This window comes from Lujinxingia vulgaris (assembly GCF_007997015.1).
Classification (GTDB): domain Bacteria; phylum Myxococcota_A; class Bradymonadia; order Bradymonadales; family Bradymonadaceae; genus Lujinxingia; species Lujinxingia vulgaris.
This window is the reverse complement of the sequence record NZ_VOSM01000013.1, coordinates 75,977-98,838: the sequence shown is the minus strand read 5'-3', so window position 1 is coordinate 98,838 and position 22,862 is coordinate 75,977. Positions and strand designations below refer to the sequence as shown.

Genomic DNA, 22,862 nt, shown 5'->3' with positions numbered 1-22,862 from the left:
CGAGCACAACTTGCCCGTGAATGGCTGGTCGATCGTCTACGTTTCAAGCGGTTTCTGGGTGAACTGATCAAGTAGTACTAACCCCTTAACCACCTAACCACACCGCACGCCCCTCAATGCGGGAAAAGTGGTATATGGAGTCTCAACCCCACGTTGTGCGTACTCATCCACGCCGGCCGATAACTCTGCAGCACCGCCTGATAAAAGTACCCGATCTCAAACTGCTTCCCGGCGTAATACGCCCCGATGGTCGCGCCCGGCACCACCCCGCGGCTCTCGATCCCCCCGCCCAGCCCCAGCTCCAGCGTCACACCCCCGGAGGGCCCCACGCCGGACACGCGTCCGCGACCGTAGAGCGTAATAGCCTCCAACCCACCCCAGTCCGAGGGCACCACAAAGCTCAGGTCGGCCCCGCCTCCCGCCCGAAAGAGGGTCTCCACGCCGGCGAACGCAAAGGTCGTCTCGTAGGCGTACATATAGCCCACACCCAGTCCCAGTACCTCCGAAAAGCCGTAATCAAAACGCAGCCCGGGCATATGCACCCGCTGGCTGGTCTTGGTCAGCTCAAACTCCTCCTTATTGACCACGCTCCCCTGCGCGCTCGCCAGGCTCGCCACTCCCATCACCGCACACATCGCCACCAACGCCACCGCTGCTTTCGAATGACTCTTCATCCTTCCCTCCTGCACATCCTGTTTATCCACCACATCACGAATCCATATCCCCAGACGCATACCACCCCACGCCCTCAAAAATCGACCCACACCATCAACCCCAGCGCCCCAAAACCACAACCCGCATCCCCCCCGACGCCCTCACAAATCGACCCACACCATAAACCCGAGCGCCCCAAAACCACCCAACCACCCAACCACCTAACCACAAACCACGTCCCCCCCCAACGCCCGCACAAACCTCTCCACAACGCGCCCCTCTCAATCCACCGAACTCCTCCCCACCGCCCCCCCACCATCCGGCTCTTCCTCAGACGTTGAGGCCTCGTCGCCAATATCCATCCTCTGCACCAGCCACCCCACCGGCCGCCCGTCCTGAGTCGCAAGCAGACGAATCTCCACGTCCACCCCTTCAAACTGCGCCTCGATCACCGCCGCCTCGTGCGTCTCGCGAAAGGCCTCCAGGATCTCGCGCCGCCGCTCCCGCACCCAGCCCAGCGTCGCCTCGACCACCTCGTGATGCTCGACGGTCCAGGTCGAGGCGATCAGGTGGCTGTCCAGCCCCACCAGCATACGCTCTCCAGGGATGCCCCAGATGAGCCCGAGCACCAGCTGTTTTTGCTGGTTGATGCGCCCGCGCATCTCCGCCTGAAGCTCATCGCGGGCGTCGAGGGCGGCGTTGAGCTGGCGAGACACCACCCCCAGCTCATCGTTCTCCCGCATATCAAAACGCCTCCAGTGTTCCCCGACCAGGATCGCCTCGGCCACCTCGTTGAGCTCCTCCAGACGCAGCAGGATTTTCGACTGGAGCGCCCGCGCCAGAAAGACCATCGAGACCAGCGCCACGGTGACCAGAAGACCCAGCCAGCCTGCTGTCTGCAGGGCCGTCATGCGCGCGGCCTGATCGGCCTCAATGATGGCCTGGTGGTTGCGATCGAGGAGCTCAAAGGTCTGCTGGCGGGCCTGAATGTACGAGGGAAAAATCTCCTCGCTGAACGCCCGAAGCGGCTGCTCGTGACGCTGCGAAAGCGTGGTGTTTCGCACCTCGGTATAACCGGCATAATTCGCGCGAATCTCCTCCAGCAGCTCGCCTTCCCCCTCGATCGTGGCGTTGGCCTCCGCCCGCCCCAGCGCTGCATAAAAGGCCTGGTCGCTGAGCTGCATCCCCTCCTCGATGTTTTCGCCGGTGACCAGCGCGCTCATCGTCATCGTGTTCTGATGCTCCAGCGCCTCCATCATCTCCACCGAGGCGGTCACGCTGCGGAAGTTCTCGCTCAGGATGCGGTCGATGGCCTCGCTGATGCTGAAAAACCCGAACGCCGCCCCCCCGGCCGTCAAAAGCACGAGCACGGCCATGTAGCCGTAGCCCAGCAACAAGCGTGTACGAAGTTTCATCATGGCTTCAGCCTACTGCTCAAAGAGAGGTTCCAGGCGCGGCGCGGGCCGCCCGAGGGCATCACCACCGGCTCAGGCCAGCGAGGCCAGGTTGCGGATGGAGTTCACCGAACCCACCACCACCAGCACATCGCCGCTCTGCAGCGACTCGGCGCCCATAGGGTTGGCGATCACCTCATCGCCCCGCTGAATCGCCATGATCGAGACGGCGTAGCGGTTGCGAATGTCGAGATCGGCCAGCGTCTTGCCCACAAACGCCTCCGGGGCCTCGACCTCGGCCAGGTTGCTGTCGCCGAGCTCCACCTGCTCCAGGATGCTGGGCTGGCTTAAGCGCGCGGCCAACCTTCGCCCCATCTCCTCTTCGGGGTTAACGACCTCATCGGCGCCGATGGCGCGCAAGACCCGCGCGTGCAGATCGCTCATGGCGCGCGCCACAATGCGCGGCACCCCCACCTGTTTGAGGAGCGCTGTCGTGAGCACGGACGCCTCAATCGAGTGCGCGCCAATGGCGACCACCACGCAGCTCATCGTCTCGAGCTGCAATTCTTGTAAGGTGCGCTCATCGGTGGCATCGGCGCGAATGGCCACGTCGGCATCCTGCGAGGCGTTCTCCACCAGCTCCGCGTCCAGGTCGATGGCCATCACCGACTCGCCCTGATGCGCCAGGTTACGCGCCACGCTCATGCCAAACTGCCCCAGACCAATCACCGCAAACTGACTCATAACTGCTCACGTCTTCGCGCCTCAAAAGCGCGACCTCTCCAGAAGTTCTACCGCTGACACACACACCGCCCACGCGCCCATCAACCCACCATGATGCGGGCCTCCGGGTACGAGAGACGGCTGGGTTGGCCGCGTCCCAGCACCAGCGCCAGCGCCAGCGGGCCCACACGACCGATGAAAATCACCAGCACGATCAAGAGCTTACCGATGTCATTGAGCTGGCTTGTCGCCCCCACCGAGAGCCCCACCGTCCCCAGCGCGCTGGCCGCCTCAAAGGCCAACATGTCGAAGGGGATCGACTGGGTCAACAAGAGCAAAAAGAGCAGCACAAACCCCAGCACCAGGCTGATCACGGTGATGCCCGCCGAGCGGTACACGATCTCCTGGGGGATCTCTCGGCGAAAAAGCACCACCCGCGGCGTACCGCTGGCGATGCCGCGCACCGCAAAGAGCAGCACCACAAGCGTGGTCAACTTGATGCCCCCCGCGGTGGAGCCGGGCGCGCCGCCGATGAACATAAAGAAGATCATAAACCACTGCGTCGCCGGGCTCAGGATCGTGGTGTCCACCGAGTTAAAGCCCGAAGAGCGCAAGGTCACGCTCTGCATCAGCGCGTTAAAGAAGCGCTCGCGCCAGGTCATGTCGGCCAGCACCCCGTTCCACTCGCAGATGAAGAAGAGCACCATCCCGGCCAGGATCAGCGCGACGGTGCCGATAGCGATGAGCCGGGCCTGCACATTGACGCGCCGACGCTCCCCGCGCAGCCACTGCCAGGCCACCGCCAACACCAGAAAACCCACGCTCCCCAGGGTCACCAGCACCGAGAAGATCGTCAGCGCCAGCGGATCATCCTGGAACATCATCAGCGAGTCCGATTGCAGCGCAAAACCGGCGTGGCAGAAGGCCGAGACCGCATGAAAGATCCCCATCCACAGCGCCTCATCAAAGAGGTAGCCGTGGCGCATATACACCACCGTGAGCCCCGCCGCCCCCAGCCCCTCAATGGCCAGGGTGGAGCCCACAATGAACTTCGCCAGGCTGTACGAGCTCTGCGAACCCGGCAGATCGAGCACCTCTTCAAGCGCCCGCTCCGCGCGCATCCCCAGCCGGCTCCCCAGCAAAAGCGTCGCAAAGGTAGAGAGCACAAGGATCCCGATGCCCCCCATCTGAAAGAGCACCAGGATGACCACATGCCCGAAAAAGGAGAACGCCTCCGGCGTATCCAACACGATCAAACCCGTGATGCAGGAGGCGCTCGTCGCCGTAAAAAACGCATCGATCGGGCTCACCGGCACCCCGGTGGCCGAGGCCGCCGGAAGGCTCAACAGGAGCGTGCCCACCGCCGTGAGCGTGGCGAAAGTCGTCAGCACCAGGAGCGCCGGATACTCATAAAAGTAGTCGAGCACGTCGTTGAAGATCGGCTCGCGCGCCGAGAGCACAAAGAGCATCGCGAACTGATAGAGGCTCAGCAAAAGCAAGAGCACCTGGGGGCTCCCCAGGAAAAACGCCATCAAGAAAAGTGGCACCAGGATCAGGATCACCCAGAGCCGCCGCTCCCGCACCATCGTGCCCACCGCCGGCGCCGTCAGCGCACTGACCACCAGCGCAAAGGTCATTGTGGCGAGCACCACAAAGTTCTGACCGCTGAGCTCAAAGCCCACCACCCCCACGTTGAGGATCAATGAGACCCAGAGCAGGTGGCGCACCCCGGCGCCGTTTTTGCGACTCCAGCGATCGAGCCGGCTCTCGCGCTGCTCCATCCCCACCGTCGCCCGGGATCGGGGCCCGCTCAACTTCAGCGGAAAGAGCGTCCAGGCCAGCACCACCAGGTTCCAGATCATCGCCCCGGCCGGGATGATCGGGCTGACCGCCAGCGCGGCCATAAACACCCCGATCGAGAGCGAGCAGGTCAGCCCCACCAGCCACACCACCCGCGGGTGGTTGCGCCCGTAACCCCACAGCGCCAGCAGGGTCGAGCCCAGCAGCACCATCGCGTAGAGCCGTCCCCACTCGGTGATCTCGTCGGCCCCACCGAAGTAGCCATTGGGCATATCCACGGCCAGCTGCGCAAAGGCCGAGAAGATATTTGCCCCCATAAACCTCGCCGCGGCCAACCGCCGCTCGGCGCTCGTGCCCAGATCCGCCATAGCTCAAAACCACTTGCAATAGACATCACGCCCGACCCTCAGATGGCCGGCTCAGGCGGCATACTCATCCTCCTACCCCTTAAATGCAACTTTTCGCGACGCCGCGCGGTTGGTATGAGTTGAGGTAAAGCTTGACGCGGCCCGCGCCAGGCAACGCTTCCAACCAGGGACCCCTTCATGCAGGCCCTCGCCAACGCACAAAAAGGCGATCTTCCGGCGCTCAAACCCGGCGATCTGGTCGCCGGCCGCTTTCGCATCGTCGAGATCATCGGCTCCGGGGGCTTCTCCGTCGTCTACCGTGCCCACCAGGAGGGCATGAACCGCTTTGTGGCGCTCAAGGTGCTCAAGCCGCGGGCCTCGGCCGACGCCAAGATCGTGGAGCGCTTCCGCCGCGAGGCCCTCTTCGCAAGCCAGCTCACCCACGCCAACACCATCACCCTCTTCGACTACGGCCAGACCGAAGAGGGTCTGTGCTACATCGCCATGGAGTTTCTGCGCGGGCGCGACTTAAGCGATGAGGTCCAGCACGGCCGGCCGATGGATCTCAAGCGGGTCTGGTCCATCCTCACCCAGGTCTGCCGCAGCCTGGCCGAAGCCCACCGCATGGGGCTGATCCACCGCGACCTTAAGCCCGAGAACATCTTTCTGGTCGACCGCGACGGCCACGACCACGTCAAAGTCCTCGATTTCGGCGTCTCCAAGGCCCTGAGCGATTTTGGCGACGCCCGCGCAAGCTCGCTGGCCCCGCTCACCCAGGAGGGCACCGTCTTCGGCACGCCGCTGTACATGGCCCCGGAGCAGGCCATGGCCGAAGACATCAGCCCGGCGGTCGACGTCTACGCCCTGGGCCACATCGCCTTTGAGATGATCACCGGGCGCGCGGCCTACGACGGGCAGATGAGCCCGATGGACGTGATGCTCAAACAGATCAACGATCCCCCCCTGGAGCTCCCCCCGCCCTTTGCCGATCTGCCCTTTTTTGAGCTCATCAAAAGCTGCACCCACAAAGATCCCTACCGGCGCATCCGCAACGCCGGCGAGCTCTTGGAAGCGCTGATGCAGGAGGCGTTTCTGCCTTATATGGATCTTCGGGAAGTGCCGCCCAGCCTGCGCACATCCAACCAGCCCCGCCCCCTGGTCGCGCTGCCGGCCGCCGGCGACGAGCTGGAGCAACCGGGCCTGGCCGAAGAGGTCTACCGCTGGGAGCTCTCGGTGCTCTCCGAGATGTTGCGCGAGGTCCAGGAGTCGGCCCAACTTCGCCTGGCGGTCATTCGCGGCAACCCCGGCACCGGGCGCAGCAACCTCCTTCGCGCCTTTCTGCGCCAGCAGAAAAACCAGCTCGGCGTGCGCCTGATCCACCGTGAATCCAACCCCTCGGCCACAAGCCCCACCGCCGGGCTGGAGACCGATCTGGCGCAGGTCGCCGGGCTGCGCCTGCGCGGCGAGGGCATCAAAGAGGTCAACCGCCTGCTGCGTGAGCTTCACGGGGAGCAGGACGACGCCACCCTCACCGAGCTGATGCCGGTGCGCATCGACTCCAACCCCTTGAGCGAGCTCACCTCGCTGCGCGACGCCTTTTTAAGTCGCATGGTCGAGCCCTTTCGGCGCGCCTCCCGCGTCGGCTCGCTGATCTGGGGCATCGAGAATTTAGAGACCCTCGACACCCTCACCCTGGCCTTCCTCGACCGCTTTCTGCGCGAACTTCAGGTGCATCCGGCCCCCATCCTTGTGGTCGTCACCGTGCACCCCGACGCCTTGAGCCGCCGCCCGGGCATGATGCGCTACACCGACGCCATCGTGGAGGCCCCGGCGACCTACGCACGCCAGCTGCGTCTGCTGGAACCCGGCGCCCGCAAAGAGGGCCACGCCGAGTCGAGCGAGGTCTTGCAGGAGCTGGCCGACATCAGCTCCGGCGCCACCGTCGACGGCTCGTATCTTGGCAGCTCCCCGAGCCCTCTTCGATCTTCGGAAAGCGACGAAACAACTTCGGCCGACGCTTCGTCGACCACGCGCGAGCCGGTGCCCACCGCCGATCCCACCGACGAGGAGATCGCCCGCTGGGCGGCCATAGCCGACGGCGCCCAGCCTCTGATCCCCGAGCCCGCAGCGCCCGCCGCACCGACCCGCGACGACTCGCCGCGCACCGAGCGCGTCGAGCTCTTCACCTCCCCCGACCAACCCTCAGAAGCGCCCCCGGCCGAGATTCATCAGGCCTTCGACGGCGTGCTCGGCTACCTGGCCCAGCTCGACGAGCGCGCCATCGAGCGCCCCCTCTGGGAGTTCGTCTATCATCGCGTGCTCCCCTTTGAGACCACCCGCGTGATGGGCGTGATCCTCGAGCACGCCGAGCGCTTTGGCATCATCCGCCTCACCGACGACGCCATCGCGTTCAGTGACCAGGAGTACGCCCACAACCTGCGCCAGCTCTTCGCCGAGCGCGAAGACGCCATTGAGGCCCATCTCAACCTGGCAAAGCTCTTGCACGAGTTTGCGCCCCGGCCCACCCCGCGCGACCTTCGCCGCATTGTGCATCACGCCATCAAGGGCCACGACTTTGAGCGCGCCATCAGCCTTCTGGTCGAGGCTGGCGAGTCGGCCTACGAGGAACTCGACCTGGACTCGGCGCGCGAGCATTTTTTGCAGTTCAAAGCCCTGCTCGACGACCTGTCCATGCGCTCCCCCACCCCGGCGGCGGCCTATGTGCCCCACCCCGGCGTGTGGCTGCGCCTGGGCGAAGTGCAGGGCGCGCTTGGCGAGCACGGCGCCGCCGAAGACGCGCTCCTGCGCGCGATCCGCGAGGCCCGCGATGAGGATCACACCCTGCGCGCCAACGCCCACAAACTCCTGGCGGACCTGGCCATGAGCCAGACCCGTTATGAAGACGCGCTGCACCACTACGAGGCCGCCCGCGACCTCTTTAAAAAGACGGCGCTGGCCCGCCCCTACGTCGCAACGCTTGCCGAGATCGGCCGCTGCGCCGTGCTGCTTGGCCGCCCCCGCCAGGCCGAGGGCATCCTGCTGCAGAGCATCGACAAGGCCGAGAAGTTGCAGGACGACGCCCTGCGCGCCCGCCAGCACCGCTACATGGGTGATGTGCTCACCCGCCAGGGGCGGTTCTTAGAGGCCGTCGACCACCTCAAACGCGCCATGGAGATCTTCGACGACGACGATCACCCCCGCGACGTCGTCGCCTGCCTCCAGGAGCTCGGCCGCGCGCACTTCGCAGCCGGCCTCTTCGAGGCCTCCCGCGACAACTTCACCCGGGCGCTGGCCCTGACCTCCACGCATCACCTGCACGACGAGCACACCCCGCACGTGGGCCTGGCGCGCGCGCTTGCGGCACTTGAGAGCCTTCAGCAGGCCGAGCTCCACCTGGTCGAAGCGATGAGCTTCTACGGCACCCGCAACGACGCGCTGCGCCGCGCCCGGGTGCAGTTTCACCTGGGCGACCTCTACCTGGCGATGGGTCGCCCCCAGATCGCCCACGAGCATTACGAGCACGTCTTCTACGTCGGCGAGGAGACCGGCCAGCGCGAGCTGGCCTTCAACGCGCTGGTGCGTCAGGCCTACGCCTGCTTCGACCAGGGCGAAGACGCCGCCGCCTTCGAAGCCCTCTCCGACGCGGTCACCTTCGCCGACGAAGTCGTCGACGCCGAGCAGACCGCGGTGGCCCGCGCCCACATCATCTACCTGCAACTTCTCGGCAGCGGCTTTAAGGCGCGCGGCGAGTTCTTCACGTCTTTGCTGGTCGCCGGCCCGGGGGAGCGCGTGCTGGCGTCCAACGTGCTCTGCGACCTCTTCCGCGCCGACGTGGCCCTGGCCCGCAACGACCTCAGCGAAGCCGCCACCCTCCTCGCCCGCGCTCGCCTCAACGCCGCCAGCCTCGGGAGCTACGGCGTCTTCATCGCCCTGGCCCGCCGCGAACACGAGCTCGGCCAGGTCCGCGGCCGCCTCGCCAACCCCCACATCGGCTCTGGCTACGCGATCGGCTCCATCCTCCCCCCCGAGGTCGGCCGTCGCCGCTTCACATCGACACGCATCGGCACGACGAACGCATAATGCCGCGCAGCCTCACCAAAACGCACACCCCCCAACGCCCGGAACAACTCCCAACATCGCGAACCACCGGCGCCCCACCAAAACCCGCACTCCCCCCAACGCCCTCACGAATCGACCCACTTCGCGAACCACCGGCGCCCCACAACCACCCAACCACCCAACCACCCAACCACAACACGCGAACCCCCACCTCACGCGACAACTCCCAACATCGCGAACCACCGGCGCCCCACCAAAACCCGCACTCCCCCCAACGCCCTCACGAATCGACCCACATCGCGAACCACCGGCGCCCCTCAACCACCCAACCACCTAACCACCCAACCTCAACACGCGAACCCCCACCCCACGCACCAACTCCCAACATCGCGCCCCCCCGGCGCCCCCCAAGCCCCCCTCAAAGAATCCGACGCGCCCCGGTGATCGCCCGAAAAATCGCCACCTCATTCATCACCGCCTCCTGCCCCACCGCCGCGATAAAGAGACGCCGCCCGCCGGCGCGAAACGCGCACACCGCCAGCTCCTCGCCGGTCAGAAGCGGGTTATGACGGCGCAAAGTCTCCAGATGCGCCTCCCGATGCTCGGGCACCACCGCCATCGTCGGCGCCAGCCCCACCAGCGCCTGCATAAATGGCGTGGGGCAATCGGGGGAGGCCGCCACCATCTTCCCCTGCTCATCGATGAGCACGCAGCAGCGAAGCTCAAAGTCGCGCACCACCTGGTCGAGCTGGTAGCCCAGCGCCAGCTCCGGACGCTCGGCGCGGCGCCGGCGTCGCTCCGGCTGCTCGGCGGTGGAGATGTCGGGGCGATCGAGTTCTTCGAGATTCATCATTGCGTCCTTCCCTGGTCGCAGGTTTGCCACTCACATTCACGAGCCAACAGGTGGCAAGCGTAGCAAGGGAAGGAGAGGGCGCAATTTTTTGGCGCGGCGCGGGCATTATGTCCGACCCGGGGACGGACATCGGCCAGCGTTTATGCGGTCTTCGTGCGCCCCGGGGTCACGCACCATCGTCGCAATCATCGCCTGCATCCCCCTCCACCCCACTGCTCTTTCGACGCCCCCGGCTTCATCGATTGCTGCTCACGCCAAACTTATCGCCCGAACATCATCGCAACCCGCGACGCCAGCAGCTTGCCCATAAACTTAATCGAGTAGGATGAAAGACTCGGAACATCGTCCGGGAGCACCGCCCCCTCAGGCTTAAATTTAGTGCACATCCGCACCTCCAGTGGCGGCGCATCGTCTTTAAAACGCGCGCGATAGAGTGAGACCCAATGCCGCGAATCCGAAAAATTCAGATACATCGGCGAGTTGCAGCAGCTCGCCACCACGCGCAACGTCGCAGAGTCTTCGCGGAGTTTCACGTCGTTCAGATGTGCCGCGCCCTTTCGAATCGCCATACGATCTTCGCGGTACATCACGTACTCGGTTCCTCCCCCGTCCTTCGTGACCTCTTCGGCGCCGGGCAGCGCCTCGATCTGGCGAGCACCGGCCTGGCAGTCGTCGCAGTAGCAGGACAAACAGGCGATCGCTTTCCCACTTAAACCCAACTCCACCTTCCCACACCTGCACGAAACATGGCTCACATCCACCTCCATCATCTTCACTCCTTCGACCCCGGCGGCAAAACGCCGGGCATCACATCCGACGCAACAGGCGTCGCTTCATACCATGGTCGTTTCACAACGCTCGGATTCGACATCCGCCGCACAGAAGTATTGCCCCCTCCAAATTTGGCGCTCTCGTCAGGCTGACGATCGACACCCGCAAACACTGACCCGAGGACAGCTCGACCCTAGGTTGAACCCCTTTTTTTTTTATCCCGCGCGCTCAGTTCACCCCACAAAAAAACGCCAGCCCTCAAAAGGGCCGGCGTTCTCTCACACGACTAAAGGTGTGTCACGCGCTCAGAAATACCACCGCGCGTGCCCACCGAAGTTCACAAGCTCGATATCCACATCCGGCAGAATAGTGAGCCCCGGACGCCACTCGAGCACCAGGTCGACGGGCACCGGCTGGAAATGAAACTCGAGCCCCGCCACAAAGGCCGCGCCCGCTCCCAACCCGCCATCGCCAACGCCCAGGGCGCCACCACCGCCGAAGTTCCACGCCAGCGTTAGCACATCCGCCGACGCGATCGCCGGCATGTTGAACAACAGATCCAACGAAGCCGCCACCCCATCACATCCTCCCCAGCACCCCGCCGTGAGCTGAAAGGCGGTCGGTCCCGCGGGCAACTTCAACGAGAGCCCGGAGGCCACCGTCGCCGACCCCACGCCCACGCCCAACCCGGTGTTGCGCTGCGCCCAGGCTTCCTGCTCTCCAAGCAGCGAAAAGGTCAACAGCACCGCCGCAAACAAACCCATCCATCGCTTCATCATGGCATCCTCCAGAACATCGTTGAGGTGACTGCTTCGGCCTGAAAGCCTTGTGCCCTACGCCTCAAAGTCAACCCGCACCGCTCCTGCGTTGGCTTCGTTGACCTCGAAAAAGACCCGAAAACGCGCACCTCCGTGGGCCTGACATCACCCGCAGTTTATGAGGTCTTTACTTGTCCCCGGGTCGAACATCGAACAGCGTTTATACGGTCCTTGCTCGTCCCAGGGTCGAACATCAGCCAGCGTTTATGCGGTCTTCGGACGACCGAGGGTTCGACAACTTCCTGCTCCAGGGGGCATCCGACTCCCAGCCCGGGAACGAAAAAAGCCCGGGCATCCGCCCGGGCTTTTTCCTCAAACCTGTCACACTCTTCTACGCGCGACCTCGCTTACACGTTCGCTGCGTCCTCAACATCGCATCTTCCGCAGAAGCGTGACCTCAACCTCAATGCACCGGGGTGGCGCCATCACCACTGCCCGTCGGCGGGTTCAGCATGATATCCGGCGGCAAGAGCGGCTGCTTGAGCGCCTCCTGGAAGGCCTCGCGATCCTCCAGCCGAAGCGCATGCGCGAGCACCTCGTCCATATGCTCCACCCAGACCACCTCAAGCTGCTTACGCACTTTCTTGGGCACCTCGGGCCAGTCGCGCTTGTTCTCCATCGGCGCGATCACCTTGCGAATGCCCCCGCGATGCGCCGCGATCACCTTCTCTTTAAGCCCGCCAATCGGCAGCACCCGGCCGCGAAGCGTGATCTCGCCGGTCATCGCCACATCATGCTGCACCGGGATGCGGGTGAGCGCACTGACGATGCTCGTCGCCATGGTGATACCGGCTGAGGGACCGTCCTTGGGAAGCGCGCCTTCCGGGAAGTGAATGTGCAGGTCGACCTTCTGATGGAAGTCCGGGCTCAAGCCTAAGTTCATTGCCCGGGAGCGCACATAACTCATCGCCGCCTGCGCCGACTCCTGCATCACATCGCCGAGCTTACCGGTGATGATGAACTTGCCCTTACCGGGCATCACCGTGACCTCGCTGACCAGCATCACGCCGCCGTACTGCGTCCAGGCCACGCCGTTGGTCATACCGACCTCGTCGCGCTCCTCGATCCGCCCCTGGGTGAACTTATGATGCCCCAGGTAATGCGTCACCGCGCGCGCGTTGACGTTAAAGGACTGGTCTTTCCCATCTTCCACAACCTTACGCGCGATCTTACGACACACCGTGCCGATCTCCCGCTCCAGGTTACGAACCCCGGCCTCACGCGTGTAATGGTTGATGATCTGGCTGATCGCGCTCTCGGTGAAGTGCACGTCGACATCGTCGATGCCGTTGTTCTCCAGCTGCTTGGGCACCAGGTAATGCCTGGAGATCTGCAACTTCTCGTAGTCGGTGTAGCCCGGGATCTGAATGATCTCCATACGATCGCGAAGCGGCGCCGGAATCTGACCCAGGTTGTTGGCCGTGCACAAAAACATCACGTCCGAGAGGTCGTAGTCCAGATCCAGGTAGTGATCGTTGAAGGTCGCGTTCTGCTCCGGGTCCAGCACCTCCAGAAGCGCGCTGGAGGGGTCGCCGCGGAAGTCGGTCGACATCTTATCGACCTCATCGAGCAGCAGCACAGGGTTGGAGCTGCCGGCCTTGCGTAGGGACTGAATGATCTTGCCCGGCAGCGCCCCGATGTAGGTGCGGCGGTGGCCGCGAATCTCGGCCTCATCGCGCACACCACCCAGGCTCAGGCGCACAAACTTGCGGTTGATGGCCTTGGCGATCGAGCGCCCCAGCGAGGTCTTACCCACCCCGGGCGGCCCCACCAGACACAGGATCGGACCGCGCGGCTTGCGGATCAGCGCCTTGACCGCCAGGTACTCAAGGATGCGGTCTTTGGGCTTCTCCAACCCGTAGTGGTCCGCCTCCAGCGTCTCCTCGGCCACCTTCACGTCCAGGCGATCCTCGGTGTATTCGCCCCAGGGAAGGCTGAGCACCCAGTCGATGTAGTTGCGCACCACTGTGGCTTCGGCGCTCATCGGGCTCATCATCTTGAGCTTTTTGAGCTCCCGCTCCAGCTTCTCCTGGGCCTCCTCGGAGATGTCTTTTTGCTGAATGCGCTCTTCGAGTTCATCGATCTCGTTTTTGAACTCGTTCTGATCGTTGGGATCTTTAGGCATCGCACCCTGCATGTCGTTGAGGTAGTAGTCGTTCTGCGTGCGCTCCATCTGCTTCTTCACACGCGAGCGGATCTTCTTTTCAACCTTCAACAGCTCAATCTCTTCCTGCATCAGCTCATAGAGCTGGCGCAGACGCTCCGATACATCGAGCATCTCCAGGATGGATTGTTTGTCGCTGAGCTTGAGCGCCAGCTGAGCCGCAATGGTGTCGGCCAGCAGCGAGGGGTCTTTGACCCGCGCGATCTCCTCGATCATCTCCGAGGGGATGCGCTTGTTCAGATCGACGTACTCCGCAAAAGACGTGCGCAACGTCTGCAGGAGCGCCTGAAGCTCGTCATCGAGCGGTGAGGTCTGATCTTCGAGCAGCGAGAAACGCACCTCAAAGAAGTCCTCATTCTCCAGGTACGTCTCCAGCTTCACGCGCTGCTGGCCGATCACCCGCACCTTCACCGTGCCGTCGGGCAGGCGAAAGAGCTGGTCGATCGTCGCCAGCGTCGCCACCTCGTAGATATCATCGGAGGTCGGCTCGTTGGTCTTGGCCTTCTTCTGCGCGGCGAGCACGATTTGACGGTCGCGCTTCATCGCCTCATCGAGCGCGGCGATGCTTTTGTCGCGCCCCACGAAGAGCGGCACCTTCATCGCCGGAAAGACCAGGATGTCGCGCAGTGGCAAAAGCGGAAGCGTGGCCTGAGACTCCTCGCCAGAACGCTGCTCATTGGAAGACGCCATATCGCTCTCGTGTGTGGTGCGTCAGTGCGGCCCGACACCGGGCCCGACCGCAGCTTCTTTGAATCCTACCCGCTTTCAGCACATGCCCGATGCGACATGCTGCTCAGCTGCCCCTCAGGCCGACTCGGCCGTCGTGGGGTCAAGTTGAATCTGTGCGCCGCTTGCCCGGTTGACCATCTCATCGGTGATCGTGAGCTCTTTAACGTCTTCGCGATCGGGCAGATCGTACATAAGATCCATCATCAAGGTCTCAAGGATCGAACGCAGCCCGCGGGCCCCGGTCTTATGCGCCAGGGCGGCACGCGCCACCGAGCGCAACGCGTCGGGCTCGAACTCCACCTGCACACCATCGATGCGGAAGAGCTTGCGGTACTGCTTGACCAGCGCGTTCTTCGGCGAGGTGAGGATCTCGACGAGGGCCTCCTCATCGAGCTCTTCCAGGGTGGCGATCACCGGCACGCGGCCCACAAACTCGGGGATCAGACCAAAGCGCATCAGATCTTCGGGCTGCAGGGTGGCAAAGAGCTCGCTGGCGGAGCGATCGTCGACCTTGCTGATGTCGCCGCCAAAGCCCATGCGCTTATCGCCCACACGCTGCGCGATGATCTGCTCCAGCCCCGAGAAGGCACCGCCGCAGATAAAGAGGATGTTGGTGGTGTCGATCTGCAAAAAGTCCTGCTGCGGATGCTTACGCCCACCCTTGGGCGGCACAGACGCCACCGTGCCCTCGATGATCTTCAAAAGCGCCTGCTGCACACCTTCACCGGAGACGTCGCGCGTGATCGAGGGGTTCTCGCCCTTGCGCGAGATCTTATCGATCTCATCGATGTAGATGATCCCGCGGCTGGCCTTCTCCACGTCGCCATCGGCGGCCTGAAGCAGGTTCACGATGATGTTCTCCACATCCTCGCCAACATAACCGGCCTCGGTGAGGCTGGTCGCGTCCGCGATGGTGAAGGGCACATCCAGGATGCGCGCCAGCGTCTGCGCCAGCAGCGTCTTACCGCTGCCGGTGGGGCCGATGAGCAGAATGTTCGACTTCTGCAGCTCCACCCCATCGCTGTCGACGACGCTGTCGATGCGCTTGTAATGGTTGTGCACGGCCACCGCCAGGTTGCGCTTGGCCTTCTCCTGGCCGATCACATACTGATCGAGGATCTCTTTGATCTCGATAGGCTTGGGCACGTTGGCGATGCCGCTGGAGCGGCCCTCTCGCTCGACCTCCTGGTCGATGATGTCGCCGCACAGCCCGATGCATTCATCGCAGATGTAGACGGTGGGGCCGGCAATCAGCTTCTGCACGTCGCGCTGACTCTTCCCGCAGAACGAACAGCACAAGTTGGCGTGACCGCCGCTGCCTTTCTTCGCCATGAGATATCCTGGTGTCACTGGTCATGCTGCGCCCGCTTCATCGCGAAGACCTTGTGCCTTCACGCTCGGGCTGCTTCTACCCTCGAAAAACGGTGGGTTTCGGGGAGGCATTCCCCGAAACCCACCGGGGCACGTCACGCATCTTATCGAGCGCGCCGTACCGACTTCAACCTCCTGACGACGCCGCAGCCGGCGCCCCCTTACTTCTCGGGCTGATCCTGCTTGGCCCGCGGGCTGATCACCTCATCGACAAGCCCGTACTCCCGGGCGTCTTCGGCGCTCATGAAGAAGTCGCGATCGGTATCGCGCTCAATATTCTCCAGGCTCTGGCCGGTGTGGCGAGCCAGGATCCCGTTGAGCGTCTCGCGCAACTTCAAGATCTCGCGGGCCTGAATATCAATGTCGGTCGCCTGACCACTCAAGCCCCCCATCAGAGGCTGGTGAATCAAGATCCGCGAGTTGGGCAGGCTAAAGCGCCGCCCCGGCTCGCCGGCCGCCAGCAGCACCGCGCCCATCGAGGCGGCCTGCCCCAGACAGATCGTGGTCACCGGCGCTTTGACGTACTGCATGGTGTCGTAGATCGCCAACCCCGCCGTCACACTCCCGCCCGGGGAGTTGATGTAGAGCGAGATCTCCTTTTCGGGATCATCGCTCTCCAGAAAGAGCAACTGGGCGATGATGGAGTTGGCGATCTGATCGTTGACCTGAGTACCCAGAAAGATAATCCGGTCTTTGAGCAGTCGACTGAAGATGTCCCAGCCACGCTCTCCGCGGTGGGTTTGTTCGACGACGTTGGGGATAAAGGCCATGACTCGCTCCTCGTGGTACTGCTTAACGTTTCGACGCACACATCATTCGACTGCTCAACCGACACGCGGCTCCGCCTATTCGTGATGCTTATTCGGAGGCTTCCGCGTCGTCGTCTTTCTTGGTGCTCTTCTTCTTGGTCGCCTTCTTCTTCGGCTTGGCCTCGGCCTCGCCATCGTCAGCGCCCTCGTCCTTCTTGGTGCTCTTCTTCTTGGTCGCCTTCTTCTTCGGCTTGGCCTCGACCTCTTCCGCCGGCGCCGCTTCGGCTTCTTCAGCCTCTTCGGTGGGCCACTCCACGTCCACGATCTCGGCGTCGGCCAGCAACTTCGCGCGCACCTTCTCGAGCAGCGCGGAGGCCTGAGCCTGGCGGAAGCGATCCTGGTTCTGCATCACAAAAGCCCGGTACTGCTGGGCGTTGGCTCCAACCTCGGCACCGCGGCGCTCAAAGTAAGCGGAGAGATCCTCTTCTTCGACCTTGAGGTTCTCTTTGCGGGCGATCTCCATGAGCAAGAACTCACGCTTGATCTGCTCGACGACATCCTCGCGGATGCTCTCGGCGATGGCCTCCACGCTCAACCCGAACTGCGCCGGATCGATGCCCTGCTGCGCGAACATCTGCAGACGCTGGCGCGCCGCCTGGGTGACCTGCTCATCGAGGAAGCTCGGCGGCAGCTCAAAGCTGTTCTGCTCCAGAAGCGACGTCATCATCGAGTCGATCGCCAGCTGCTCAGCCTCTTTCTGACGCTGCTCTTCGAGCCGCGCGCGGATCGCCGAGCGAACCTCCAGAAGCGTCTCGCCCTGACCGGTGGTCTTGGCGAACTCATCGTCGAGCTCCGGAAGCACCTTACGCTCGACCTTGGTCACGGTCAGGCGGATCGGCAACTTCTGGCCACGCAGCTCTTCGACCGGGAAGTCGTCCTGAGCGTCGATCTCGGAGTCGACCACCGCGTCGAAGCCCTTGCCGGTGAGCGCATCTTCGATGCCCGGCAGGGTCTGACCCGAGCCGATCTCAACCTGCACGCCAGTCGAACGCATATCTTGAAGTTCGGGGTGATCGCCCACGGCCTCAAAGTCCACGGTGACGATGTCGCCCGTCTCGATGACCTCACGGGTGACCACCGGCTCGAGCTTCGAGTTGTTCTGACGCAGGTTCTCAAGCTCGGCGTCGACGGCCTCATTGGCGATCTCCGCCTTGGGCTTCTCGACCTTCACACCCATATATCCTATCGGATCGATCTCGGGGCGCAGCTCGTAATCCACCGTGAACTTCAGCTCACCGCCATCTTCCAGGGGAATGTCGGTGACCTGGGGCACGCCCACGTGCAGGACGTTCTCGGTCTCTTTGAGCATCTTGTTGACGTTATCGCTGACGAGATCTTCGATCACGTCGCGCATCACCGCCTGCCCGTAGCGCTGCTTCATCACCGAGAGCGGGATCTTCCCCTTGCGGAAGCCCGAAATTTTGACGCGGTTCGAGAGCTGACGCAGGGCCTTATTGACCTGACGATTGTACTCTTCCGCCTCTACCGTGATCGTCGCGCTACGCGTCAACTCGCCAGTCTCTTCGACCTGATGTGCCATCGGCTTGCTCTCCTTAAGCAGTGCTGCCGTCCTCGTTTACACCCCGGGTTGGGGGTGGGGATCGGCCTGATCATCGGCGCCTTAAGCCCCTTATCATGCAGGGCCAAAACGCCTGGTGTTTGTGGTGGCGACTCGCCACTGCGAGCGCCGGTGATGCAGCGGGCTGCCGCCCTTTATAAAGGCGCGGCAAACCTCCATACGAGAGGGGGGACTCGAACCCCCACGGGTTACCCCACTGGAACCTAAATCCAGCGCGTCTACCAATTCCGCCACTCTCGCGTGCGGTGCCTGTCGTTCCAACGATGAAAACGCGTACAAACGATAAAAGCCGAGCCGGGCAGACGCCTCGACCCGGCTTTGGCCGTCATCGCAGGCGACGTCGGCGCGCCGCCTTACTCTCATTATGGGCCAGGAAGGAATCGAACCTTCAACCTGCGGATTAAGAGTCCGTTGCTCTACCGATTGAGCTACTGGCCCCGTCTGGCACGCGCGCTGGGCCGGCGCGTCCCGTCACGTTGAGCGCGCCCGGCAGGATTCGAACCTGCGACCTACGGATTCGAAGTCCGGCGCTCTATCCAGCTGAGCTACGGGCGCTGATTTCGCGGCCCAAACCGCGAAACGAAGCGTCTTATGCCACCCCCACCCCTATCGTTCAAGTGTTTTTTTGCCCTTTTTAGGCTGCCCCCCAACCCCTTCGCCACCATCTTCGGAGCACTGCGAGACGCCGGCCGCCCCTCGATCGCGCACCAACGAAAAAACGCCTCACCGCACGACTGCGATAAGGCGTTTTTTTGAGGGTGGATAACGGGATTTGAACCCGTGACCTCTGGCACCACAAGCCAGCGCTCTAACCGACTGAGCTATACCCACCGTGCCGACACCGGCCCAAAAAGGTTGGGCGTCGAACAGGCCGGGAAGTTAATGAGCGTTGAGGCCTCTGTCAAGCGATTCCTGAGGGGTGAAACGCGTTTTTTTTACAGATGCCCCACGCCACCCTCGCTCCGGCGTTGACTTTGCCTTCACCGCGCTACGTTTAGAGCCGGTGGCGGGCCGCTGAAGCTCGGCCCACCTACTTCTGGTACACTCTGAGGGGAAACGCCGCTGCGGGCGATTGTGTGCCGCCCGGGGCACGCCCGAATCTCCACCTCGCCAACTGACCTTTTGCGACCTCTGTCGAGAGCCAACGCTTATGTCCGAGCCTCCCAACCCCGCTCCCCGCTCCTCGGCGCCCGGATTTCTGATCGCCTCCCCTCGCCTCGATGGCTCACCATTTGAGCGCGCCGTCGTCGCGATGGTCCATCATGACGAAGAGGGGGCGATGGGCTTTATCATCAACAAACCCCTGGAGATCGACTTTGGATCGCTGATTCAGAGCGTCAATGAAGAGATCACCCCACAGCTCAGCCCGGCCTGCTTTGAGATGCCGGTGTATTTCGGGGGGCCGGTACGCATTGAGCAACTCTGGGTGATGTACCGTCGCCTTGAGGTCGACAACAGCGAGGAGGCCGAGCAACGGCGCCGTCTTCGTCGCATGCGCCAGCGCGGCGATGAGGATGAGCTTACCTTTAACCAGGGCTGGTACCTGGCGGCCAGTGGCGAGATCATCGAGGGGTTTGCGCAGGGCATGCAGGCCGGCGACTACCGACCCTTCATCGGCTACGCCGGCTGGGGCCCCGGCCAGCTGGAGCAGGAGATCGAGGAGGGCAGCTGGCTGCTCGACGACTTCCACGCCGAGAGCTTCTTTCATACCCGCTTCGACGCCCAGTGGGACGAGGCGCTCGCGCGCATCGGCGTCAACCCGACGGCCTTCATGATGATGGCCCGCTCCGGCTCGGCCTGAGATCGCAAGCAACTGCCGCGCGTTCGGAGTTTTCCCCAGAGTTTTCCACAGGTCTTTCACAGGGCGATCGCGCCGCGATCCACAGGGGGCGATCGTGATCACCGACCGATCACCCCGACGATCGTCTCACCGCCCCCCTCTTTCCACAGCCTATCCTCCCGAAATCCTTTCATTTTTTGAAAAACGCAAAATTTTCCGACGATCGCCGCGATCGGCAGCATGCGCTTCAACCTCTTTTTTTCCACACCCCTGTGGAAAAATATCTTCGGATTGAATCCCCCCGCTTCTCCGCTGGCCGCAGCGCGTCAAAATGGCCATACTGAGGCCTCGGCACATTCGAAATTGTCTTCCCTTTGCCCGGCCCATCCCCCATAACCTGAGGGGCCCGGGCGACGCTGAAGACGCGCTGCCTGTGGCAACACCACATCGACGGGTTGAGGTCCTCGCGCTTGTCGCGATCCCCTGGCTACTCACGGATGAGTCTGCCGCCTGTCGAGATGTGCCTCTCGAGATGTTGTTTAGTGATGAGCTCCTCCCTGCCCCAAGCGATGCTGCCCATGCAAGAGATCTGGAACGCCGCCCTGCTCGAACTCAAGACCAAGGTCAATGCGCACAACTTTAAGACCTGGTTTGAAAAGCTGCGCCTGCGGGAATGCAGCGACGAGACGATCGTCCTCGGAGTCGACGATCCCTTCGTGCAGGTCTGGATCAACGACAACTACATGGATCTGATCGAGGAGGCCGTCGCCCACGCCGCCGGCCAGCCCCTGAAGATCGAGATCGTTGAGAGCGGCCAGGATGAGCCCATCGAGGTGGAGAACATCGACCTTGATGCCGAGCCAATGGCCGCGCGATCCGCGCGCCTCGATGGCGAGCATGGTCAGGCCGCACTCTTTGACTTCGGGATCATCGAGCCGCCCTCAGCGGCCGATCTCAGCGAGCTGGTGAGCGCGGCGGGCATGAACCCGCGCTACACCTTCGATGAGTTCGTGGTCGGGCCCTCCAACCAGTTTACGCACGCGGCCTGTCAGGCGGTAGCCTCGGGCAGTGGCCAGACCTACAACCCCCTCTTCATCTTCGGCGGGGTGGGCCTGGGCAAGACGCACCTTTTGCAGGCGATCGGCGTGGAGATGCTGCGCCGCGATCCCCGCACCCGCGTGCGCTACCTCTCGGCCGAAGTCTTCATGAACGAGCTCATCGGAAGCCTGCGCCAGAAGACGATGGCCGAGTTCCGCAACCAGTTTAGAAACGACTGCGATCTGCTCCTGATCGATGACATCCAGTTCATCGGCGGCAAGGACTCCACCCAGGAGGAGTTCTTCCACACCTTCAACGCCCTCTATCAGAGCGGCAAGCAGATCGTAATGACCTCCGATAAGACCCCGCAGGAGCTGCCCGGCATTGAGGAGCGCCTGGCCAGCCGCTTTGCCTGGGGGTTGATCGCCGATGTGCAGGCCCCCGAGATCGAGACCCGGGTGGCGATCCTGGAGAAGAAGGCCGAAGAGAGCCAGATCGAGCTGAGCAAAGAGGTCGTGTTGCTCCTGGCCACCGCGATCCGTAGCAACGTGCGCGAGCTCGAGGGCACCCTGGTGCGCATGGTCGCCCAGGCCAAGCTGATGAACGTGCCCCTCAACACCGATCTGGCCCGCCAGCTGCTCAAGCGCATGAACATCCAGCATGAGCGCAGCCTGGGCGTCGAGCAGATCATCCGCATGGTGGCCTCTCACTTCGACATCAAGCCCTCCGACATCAAAGGCAGCCGGCGCACCCGCGCCATCAGCGAGCCGCGCCAGATGGCGATGTACTTAAGCCGTAAGCACACCGGCGAGAGCTACCCGGAGCTGGGACGCAAGTTCGGGGGCAAGGATCACACCACCGTACTCACCGCCTTTCGCAAGATCGAAGACCTGGTGGAGATGGGTAATAACGAGTTCGCCACCGCCATCGCGGAGCTCGAAGCGCTGCTGCTCCGCTGAAGATCGCCGAGGCATCCACACGATCACCCGGGCCCAGCTTGACTTTAGGCCATCGGTGATGTTTATTTGCCGCGCTCTGGTCCCCGGCCAAAAATGGGGACCGACGCTGCGCACGCGCCCCACCCCGAAATCCGAGCATCGAAGCGGGGTTAGGGCGCCTTAATCCACGTAGCATTGAGACTCACTGCAACGCATACATTGAACTTCAGAGGTTTAAGATGACCAAGCGTACCTACCAACCGAGCAAAGTGAAGCGCCGCCGCACCCACGGATTCCGCAAGCGCATGAAGACCGTCGGCGGCCGTCTGACCGTCAAGCGTCGCCGCTCTCGTGGCCGCAAGCAGCTCGCTGTGACCAAGCACAAGAAGTAAGACTTGAGCGTCCCACGCCTGGACGAAGAATGAGTCTCTCGCTTCGACGCCTTTTGCCTCACCCTCTCTGCGCCACACTCGCGCGCAGGAGGGATGAGCGCGGGCTCAACGCGAGGCCTTCACTCCCACTCCAGGCCGGCCAGTGAGCGCATTGATCACACCCTCGAATCAAGGTGAACCCGCTCCCGGGGCGGAGGGACACGATCAGCGACTGCGAAAGTCGGAGCGTCTTCTTAAGCGCTCCGACTTTTTGCACACTCGCCGCAAAGGACGCCGCTATGAAGGGCGTTGGACGGTTGTGTATTGCAAGGCCAACTCGCTCGGTCATCCCCGTCTGGGGGTGACGGTGAGCAAGAAGGTTGGCAACGCCGTCTGCCGCAACCGCTGGAAGCGACGCCTGCGCGAGATCTTTCGGCGCAACAAGGCGCTCTTTGGCGAGAGCCACGATACGGTGGTGATCGTCAAAGCGGGCAGCGAGCATCCGGCGTTTGAGGAGCTGGTCGCCGACCTGCTCCAATCGGTGGCGCGGGCTCAAAAGCCGCGCCGCCCCCGCGCGGAGCGTCGCTGATGTGCCAGGAGCACGCCACACACGACCAGGGGAACCTCTCAGGGCCTGAGGATCTTGAGCGCACCAGCGATGGTG

Annotated in this window: 16 protein-coding genes and 4 tRNA genes; 5 read left to right on the top strand and 15 right to left on the bottom strand. The window is 63.2% G+C overall.

The features are described from left to right. Positions 1–113: 113 nt before the first annotated feature. From FRC98_RS18730 to FRC98_RS18715, 4 genes are all read right to left on the bottom strand, one after another. Positions 114–674 carry a hypothetical protein gene (locus FRC98_RS18730; protein ID WP_146982950.1) on the bottom strand — a complete coding sequence of 187 codons (561 nt, stop codon included), beginning with the start codon at positions 672–674 and terminating at the stop codon, positions 114–116. A 261-nt stretch (positions 675–935) separates the two neighbouring features. After that, positions 936–2,069, bottom strand: coding sequence for a methyl-accepting chemotaxis protein (locus FRC98_RS18725; RefSeq protein ID WP_146982949.1), 1,134 nt, complete (start codon positions 2,067–2,069; stop codon positions 936–938). A 72-nt stretch (positions 2,070–2,141) separates the two neighbouring features. Next, positions 2,142–2,792 carry a potassium channel family protein gene (locus FRC98_RS18720; RefSeq protein WP_146982948.1) on the bottom strand — a complete coding sequence of 217 codons (651 nt, stop codon included), beginning with the start codon at positions 2,790–2,792 and terminating at the stop codon, positions 2,142–2,144. A gap of 80 nt (positions 2,793–2,872) precedes the next feature. After that, on the bottom strand, positions 2,873–4,939 hold the full coding sequence (locus FRC98_RS18715; RefSeq protein ID WP_146982947.1) for a TrkH family potassium uptake protein: 2,067 nt from the start codon (positions 4,937–4,939) through the stop codon (positions 2,873–2,875). Between the two features lie 177 nt (positions 4,940–5,116). Here FRC98_RS18715 and FRC98_RS18710 point away from each other — a divergent pair, with 177 nt between their 5' ends. After that, positions 5,117–8,998 (top strand): serine/threonine-protein kinase, encoded by a 3,882-nt coding sequence (locus FRC98_RS18710; RefSeq protein WP_146982946.1) that lies wholly within the window; start codon positions 5,117–5,119, stop codon positions 8,996–8,998. 397 nt (positions 8,999–9,395) lie between these two features. Here FRC98_RS18710 and FRC98_RS18705 read toward each other — a convergent pair whose 3' ends face one another. The 11 genes from FRC98_RS18705 to FRC98_RS18655 form a co-directional block, all read right to left on the bottom strand. Next, entirely contained in the window at positions 9,396–9,827 is a 432-nt protein-coding gene (locus FRC98_RS18705) for a hypothetical protein (protein WP_146982945.1), read from the bottom strand. A gap of 263 nt (positions 9,828–10,090) precedes the next feature. Further along, positions 10,091–10,597, bottom strand: coding sequence for a GFA family protein (locus tag FRC98_RS18700; RefSeq protein ID WP_230467790.1), 507 nt, complete (start codon positions 10,595–10,597; stop codon positions 10,091–10,093). Positions 10,598–10,906: 309 nt separating this feature from the next. Next, entirely contained in the window at positions 10,907–11,380 is a 474-nt protein-coding gene (locus FRC98_RS18695; RefSeq protein WP_146982943.1) for a hypothetical protein, read from the bottom strand. 442 nt (positions 11,381–11,822) lie between these two features. Further along, positions 11,823–14,273 carry an endopeptidase La gene (gene lon, locus FRC98_RS18690; protein WP_146982942.1) on the bottom strand — a complete coding sequence of 817 codons (2,451 nt, stop codon included), beginning with the start codon at positions 14,271–14,273 and terminating at the stop codon, positions 11,823–11,825. Between the two features lie 114 nt (positions 14,274–14,387). After that, a complete protein-coding gene (clpX, locus tag FRC98_RS18685; protein WP_146982941.1) occupies positions 14,388–15,644 on the bottom strand; it encodes an ATP-dependent Clp protease ATP-binding subunit ClpX in 1,257 nt (418 codons plus the stop codon). Positions 15,645–15,844: 200 nt separating this feature from the next. Then, on the bottom strand, positions 15,845–16,492 hold the full coding sequence (clpP, locus tag FRC98_RS18680; RefSeq protein WP_283809659.1) for an ATP-dependent Clp endopeptidase proteolytic subunit ClpP: 648 nt from the start codon (positions 16,490–16,492) through the stop codon (positions 15,845–15,847). Between the two features lie 49 nt (positions 16,493–16,541). Beyond that, a complete protein-coding gene (tig, locus tag FRC98_RS18675) occupies positions 16,542–18,032 on the bottom strand; it encodes a trigger factor (RefSeq protein WP_146982939.1) in 1,491 nt (496 codons plus the stop codon). 197 nt (positions 18,033–18,229) lie between these two features. Next, positions 18,230–18,311, bottom strand: a tRNA-Leu gene (locus tag FRC98_RS18670). 125 nt (positions 18,312–18,436) lie between these two features. Further along, positions 18,437–18,509 (bottom strand) — tRNA-Lys (locus FRC98_RS18665). Between the two features lie 43 nt (positions 18,510–18,552). Next, positions 18,553–18,626, bottom strand: a tRNA-Arg gene (locus tag FRC98_RS18660). A gap of 202 nt (positions 18,627–18,828) precedes the next feature. Next, a tRNA-His gene (locus tag FRC98_RS18655) sits at positions 18,829–18,902 on the bottom strand. A gap of 319 nt (positions 18,903–19,221) precedes the next feature. On the opposite strand from FRC98_RS18655, the gene FRC98_RS18650 reads away from it, so the two are divergent. The 4 genes from FRC98_RS18650 (at position 19,222) to rnpA (ending at position 22,787) form a co-directional block, all read left to right on the top strand. Continuing rightward, positions 19,222–19,872: a YqgE/AlgH family protein gene (locus tag FRC98_RS18650; RefSeq protein WP_146982938.1), complete on the top strand. Its 651-nt coding sequence runs from the start codon at positions 19,222–19,224 to the stop codon at positions 19,870–19,872. Between the two features lie 557 nt (positions 19,873–20,429). Continuing rightward, positions 20,430–21,848 carry a chromosomal replication initiator protein DnaA gene (dnaA, locus tag FRC98_RS18645; RefSeq protein WP_230467788.1) on the top strand — a complete coding sequence of 473 codons (1,419 nt, stop codon included), beginning with the start codon at positions 20,430–20,432 and terminating at the stop codon, positions 21,846–21,848. A 218-nt stretch (positions 21,849–22,066) separates the two neighbouring features. Continuing rightward, positions 22,067–22,219, top strand: coding sequence for a 50S ribosomal protein L34 (gene rpmH, locus FRC98_RS18640; protein ID WP_146972593.1), 153 nt, complete (start codon positions 22,067–22,069; stop codon positions 22,217–22,219). Between the two features lie 142 nt (positions 22,220–22,361). After that, on the top strand, positions 22,362–22,787 hold the full coding sequence (gene rnpA / locus FRC98_RS18635; protein ID WP_230467787.1) for a ribonuclease P protein component: 426 nt from the start codon (positions 22,362–22,364) through the stop codon (positions 22,785–22,787). The last annotated feature ends 75 nt before the right edge of the window (positions 22,788–22,862 follow it).

Bases quoted from the DNA above. Each gene is read 5' to 3' on its own strand.
- tig (WP_146982939.1), bottom strand. From the start codon at position 18,032: ATGGCACATCAGGTCGAAGAGACTGGCGAGTTGACGCGTAGCGCGACG.
- FRC98_RS18705 (WP_146982945.1), bottom strand. From the start codon at position 9,827: ATGAATCTCGAAGAACTCGATCGCCCCGACATCTCCACCGCCGAGCAG.
- FRC98_RS18720 (WP_146982948.1), bottom strand. From the start codon at position 2,792: ATGAGTCAGTTTGCGGTGATTGGTCTGGGGCAGTTTGGCATGAGCGTG.
- rpmH (WP_146972593.1), top strand. From the start codon at position 22,067: ATGACCAAGCGTACCTACCAACCGAGCAAAGTGAAGCGCCGCCGCACC.
- dnaA (WP_230467788.1), top strand. From the start codon at position 20,430: ATGCAAGAGATCTGGAACGCCGCCCTGCTCGAACTCAAGACCAAGGTC.
- FRC98_RS18725 (WP_146982949.1), bottom strand. From the start codon at position 2,069: ATGAAACTTCGTACACGCTTGTTGCTGGGCTACGGCTACATGGCCGTG.
- FRC98_RS18710 (WP_146982946.1), top strand. From the start codon at position 5,117: ATGCAGGCCCTCGCCAACGCACAAAAAGGCGATCTTCCGGCGCTCAAA.
- FRC98_RS18650 (WP_146982938.1), top strand. From the start codon at position 19,222: ATGTCCGAGCCTCCCAACCCCGCTCCCCGCTCCTCGGCGCCCGGATTT.
- clpX (WP_146982941.1), bottom strand. From the start codon at position 15,644: ATGGCGAAGAAAGGCAGCGGCGGTCACGCCAACTTGTGCTGTTCGTTC.
- FRC98_RS18730 (WP_146982950.1), bottom strand. From the start codon at position 674: ATGAAGAGTCATTCGAAAGCAGCGGTGGCGTTGGTGGCGATGTGTGCG.
- FRC98_RS18715 (WP_146982947.1), bottom strand. From the start codon at position 4,939: ATGGCGGATCTGGGCACGAGCGCCGAGCGGCGGTTGGCCGCGGCGAGG.
- FRC98_RS18695 (WP_146982943.1), bottom strand. From the start codon at position 11,380: ATGATGAAGCGATGGATGGGTTTGTTTGCGGCGGTGCTGTTGACCTTT.
- FRC98_RS18700 (WP_230467790.1), bottom strand. From the start codon at position 10,597: ATGGAGGTGGATGTGAGCCATGTTTCGTGCAGGTGTGGGAAGGTGGAG.
- lon (WP_146982942.1), bottom strand. From the start codon at position 14,273: ATGGCGTCTTCCAATGAGCAGCGTTCTGGCGAGGAGTCTCAGGCCACG.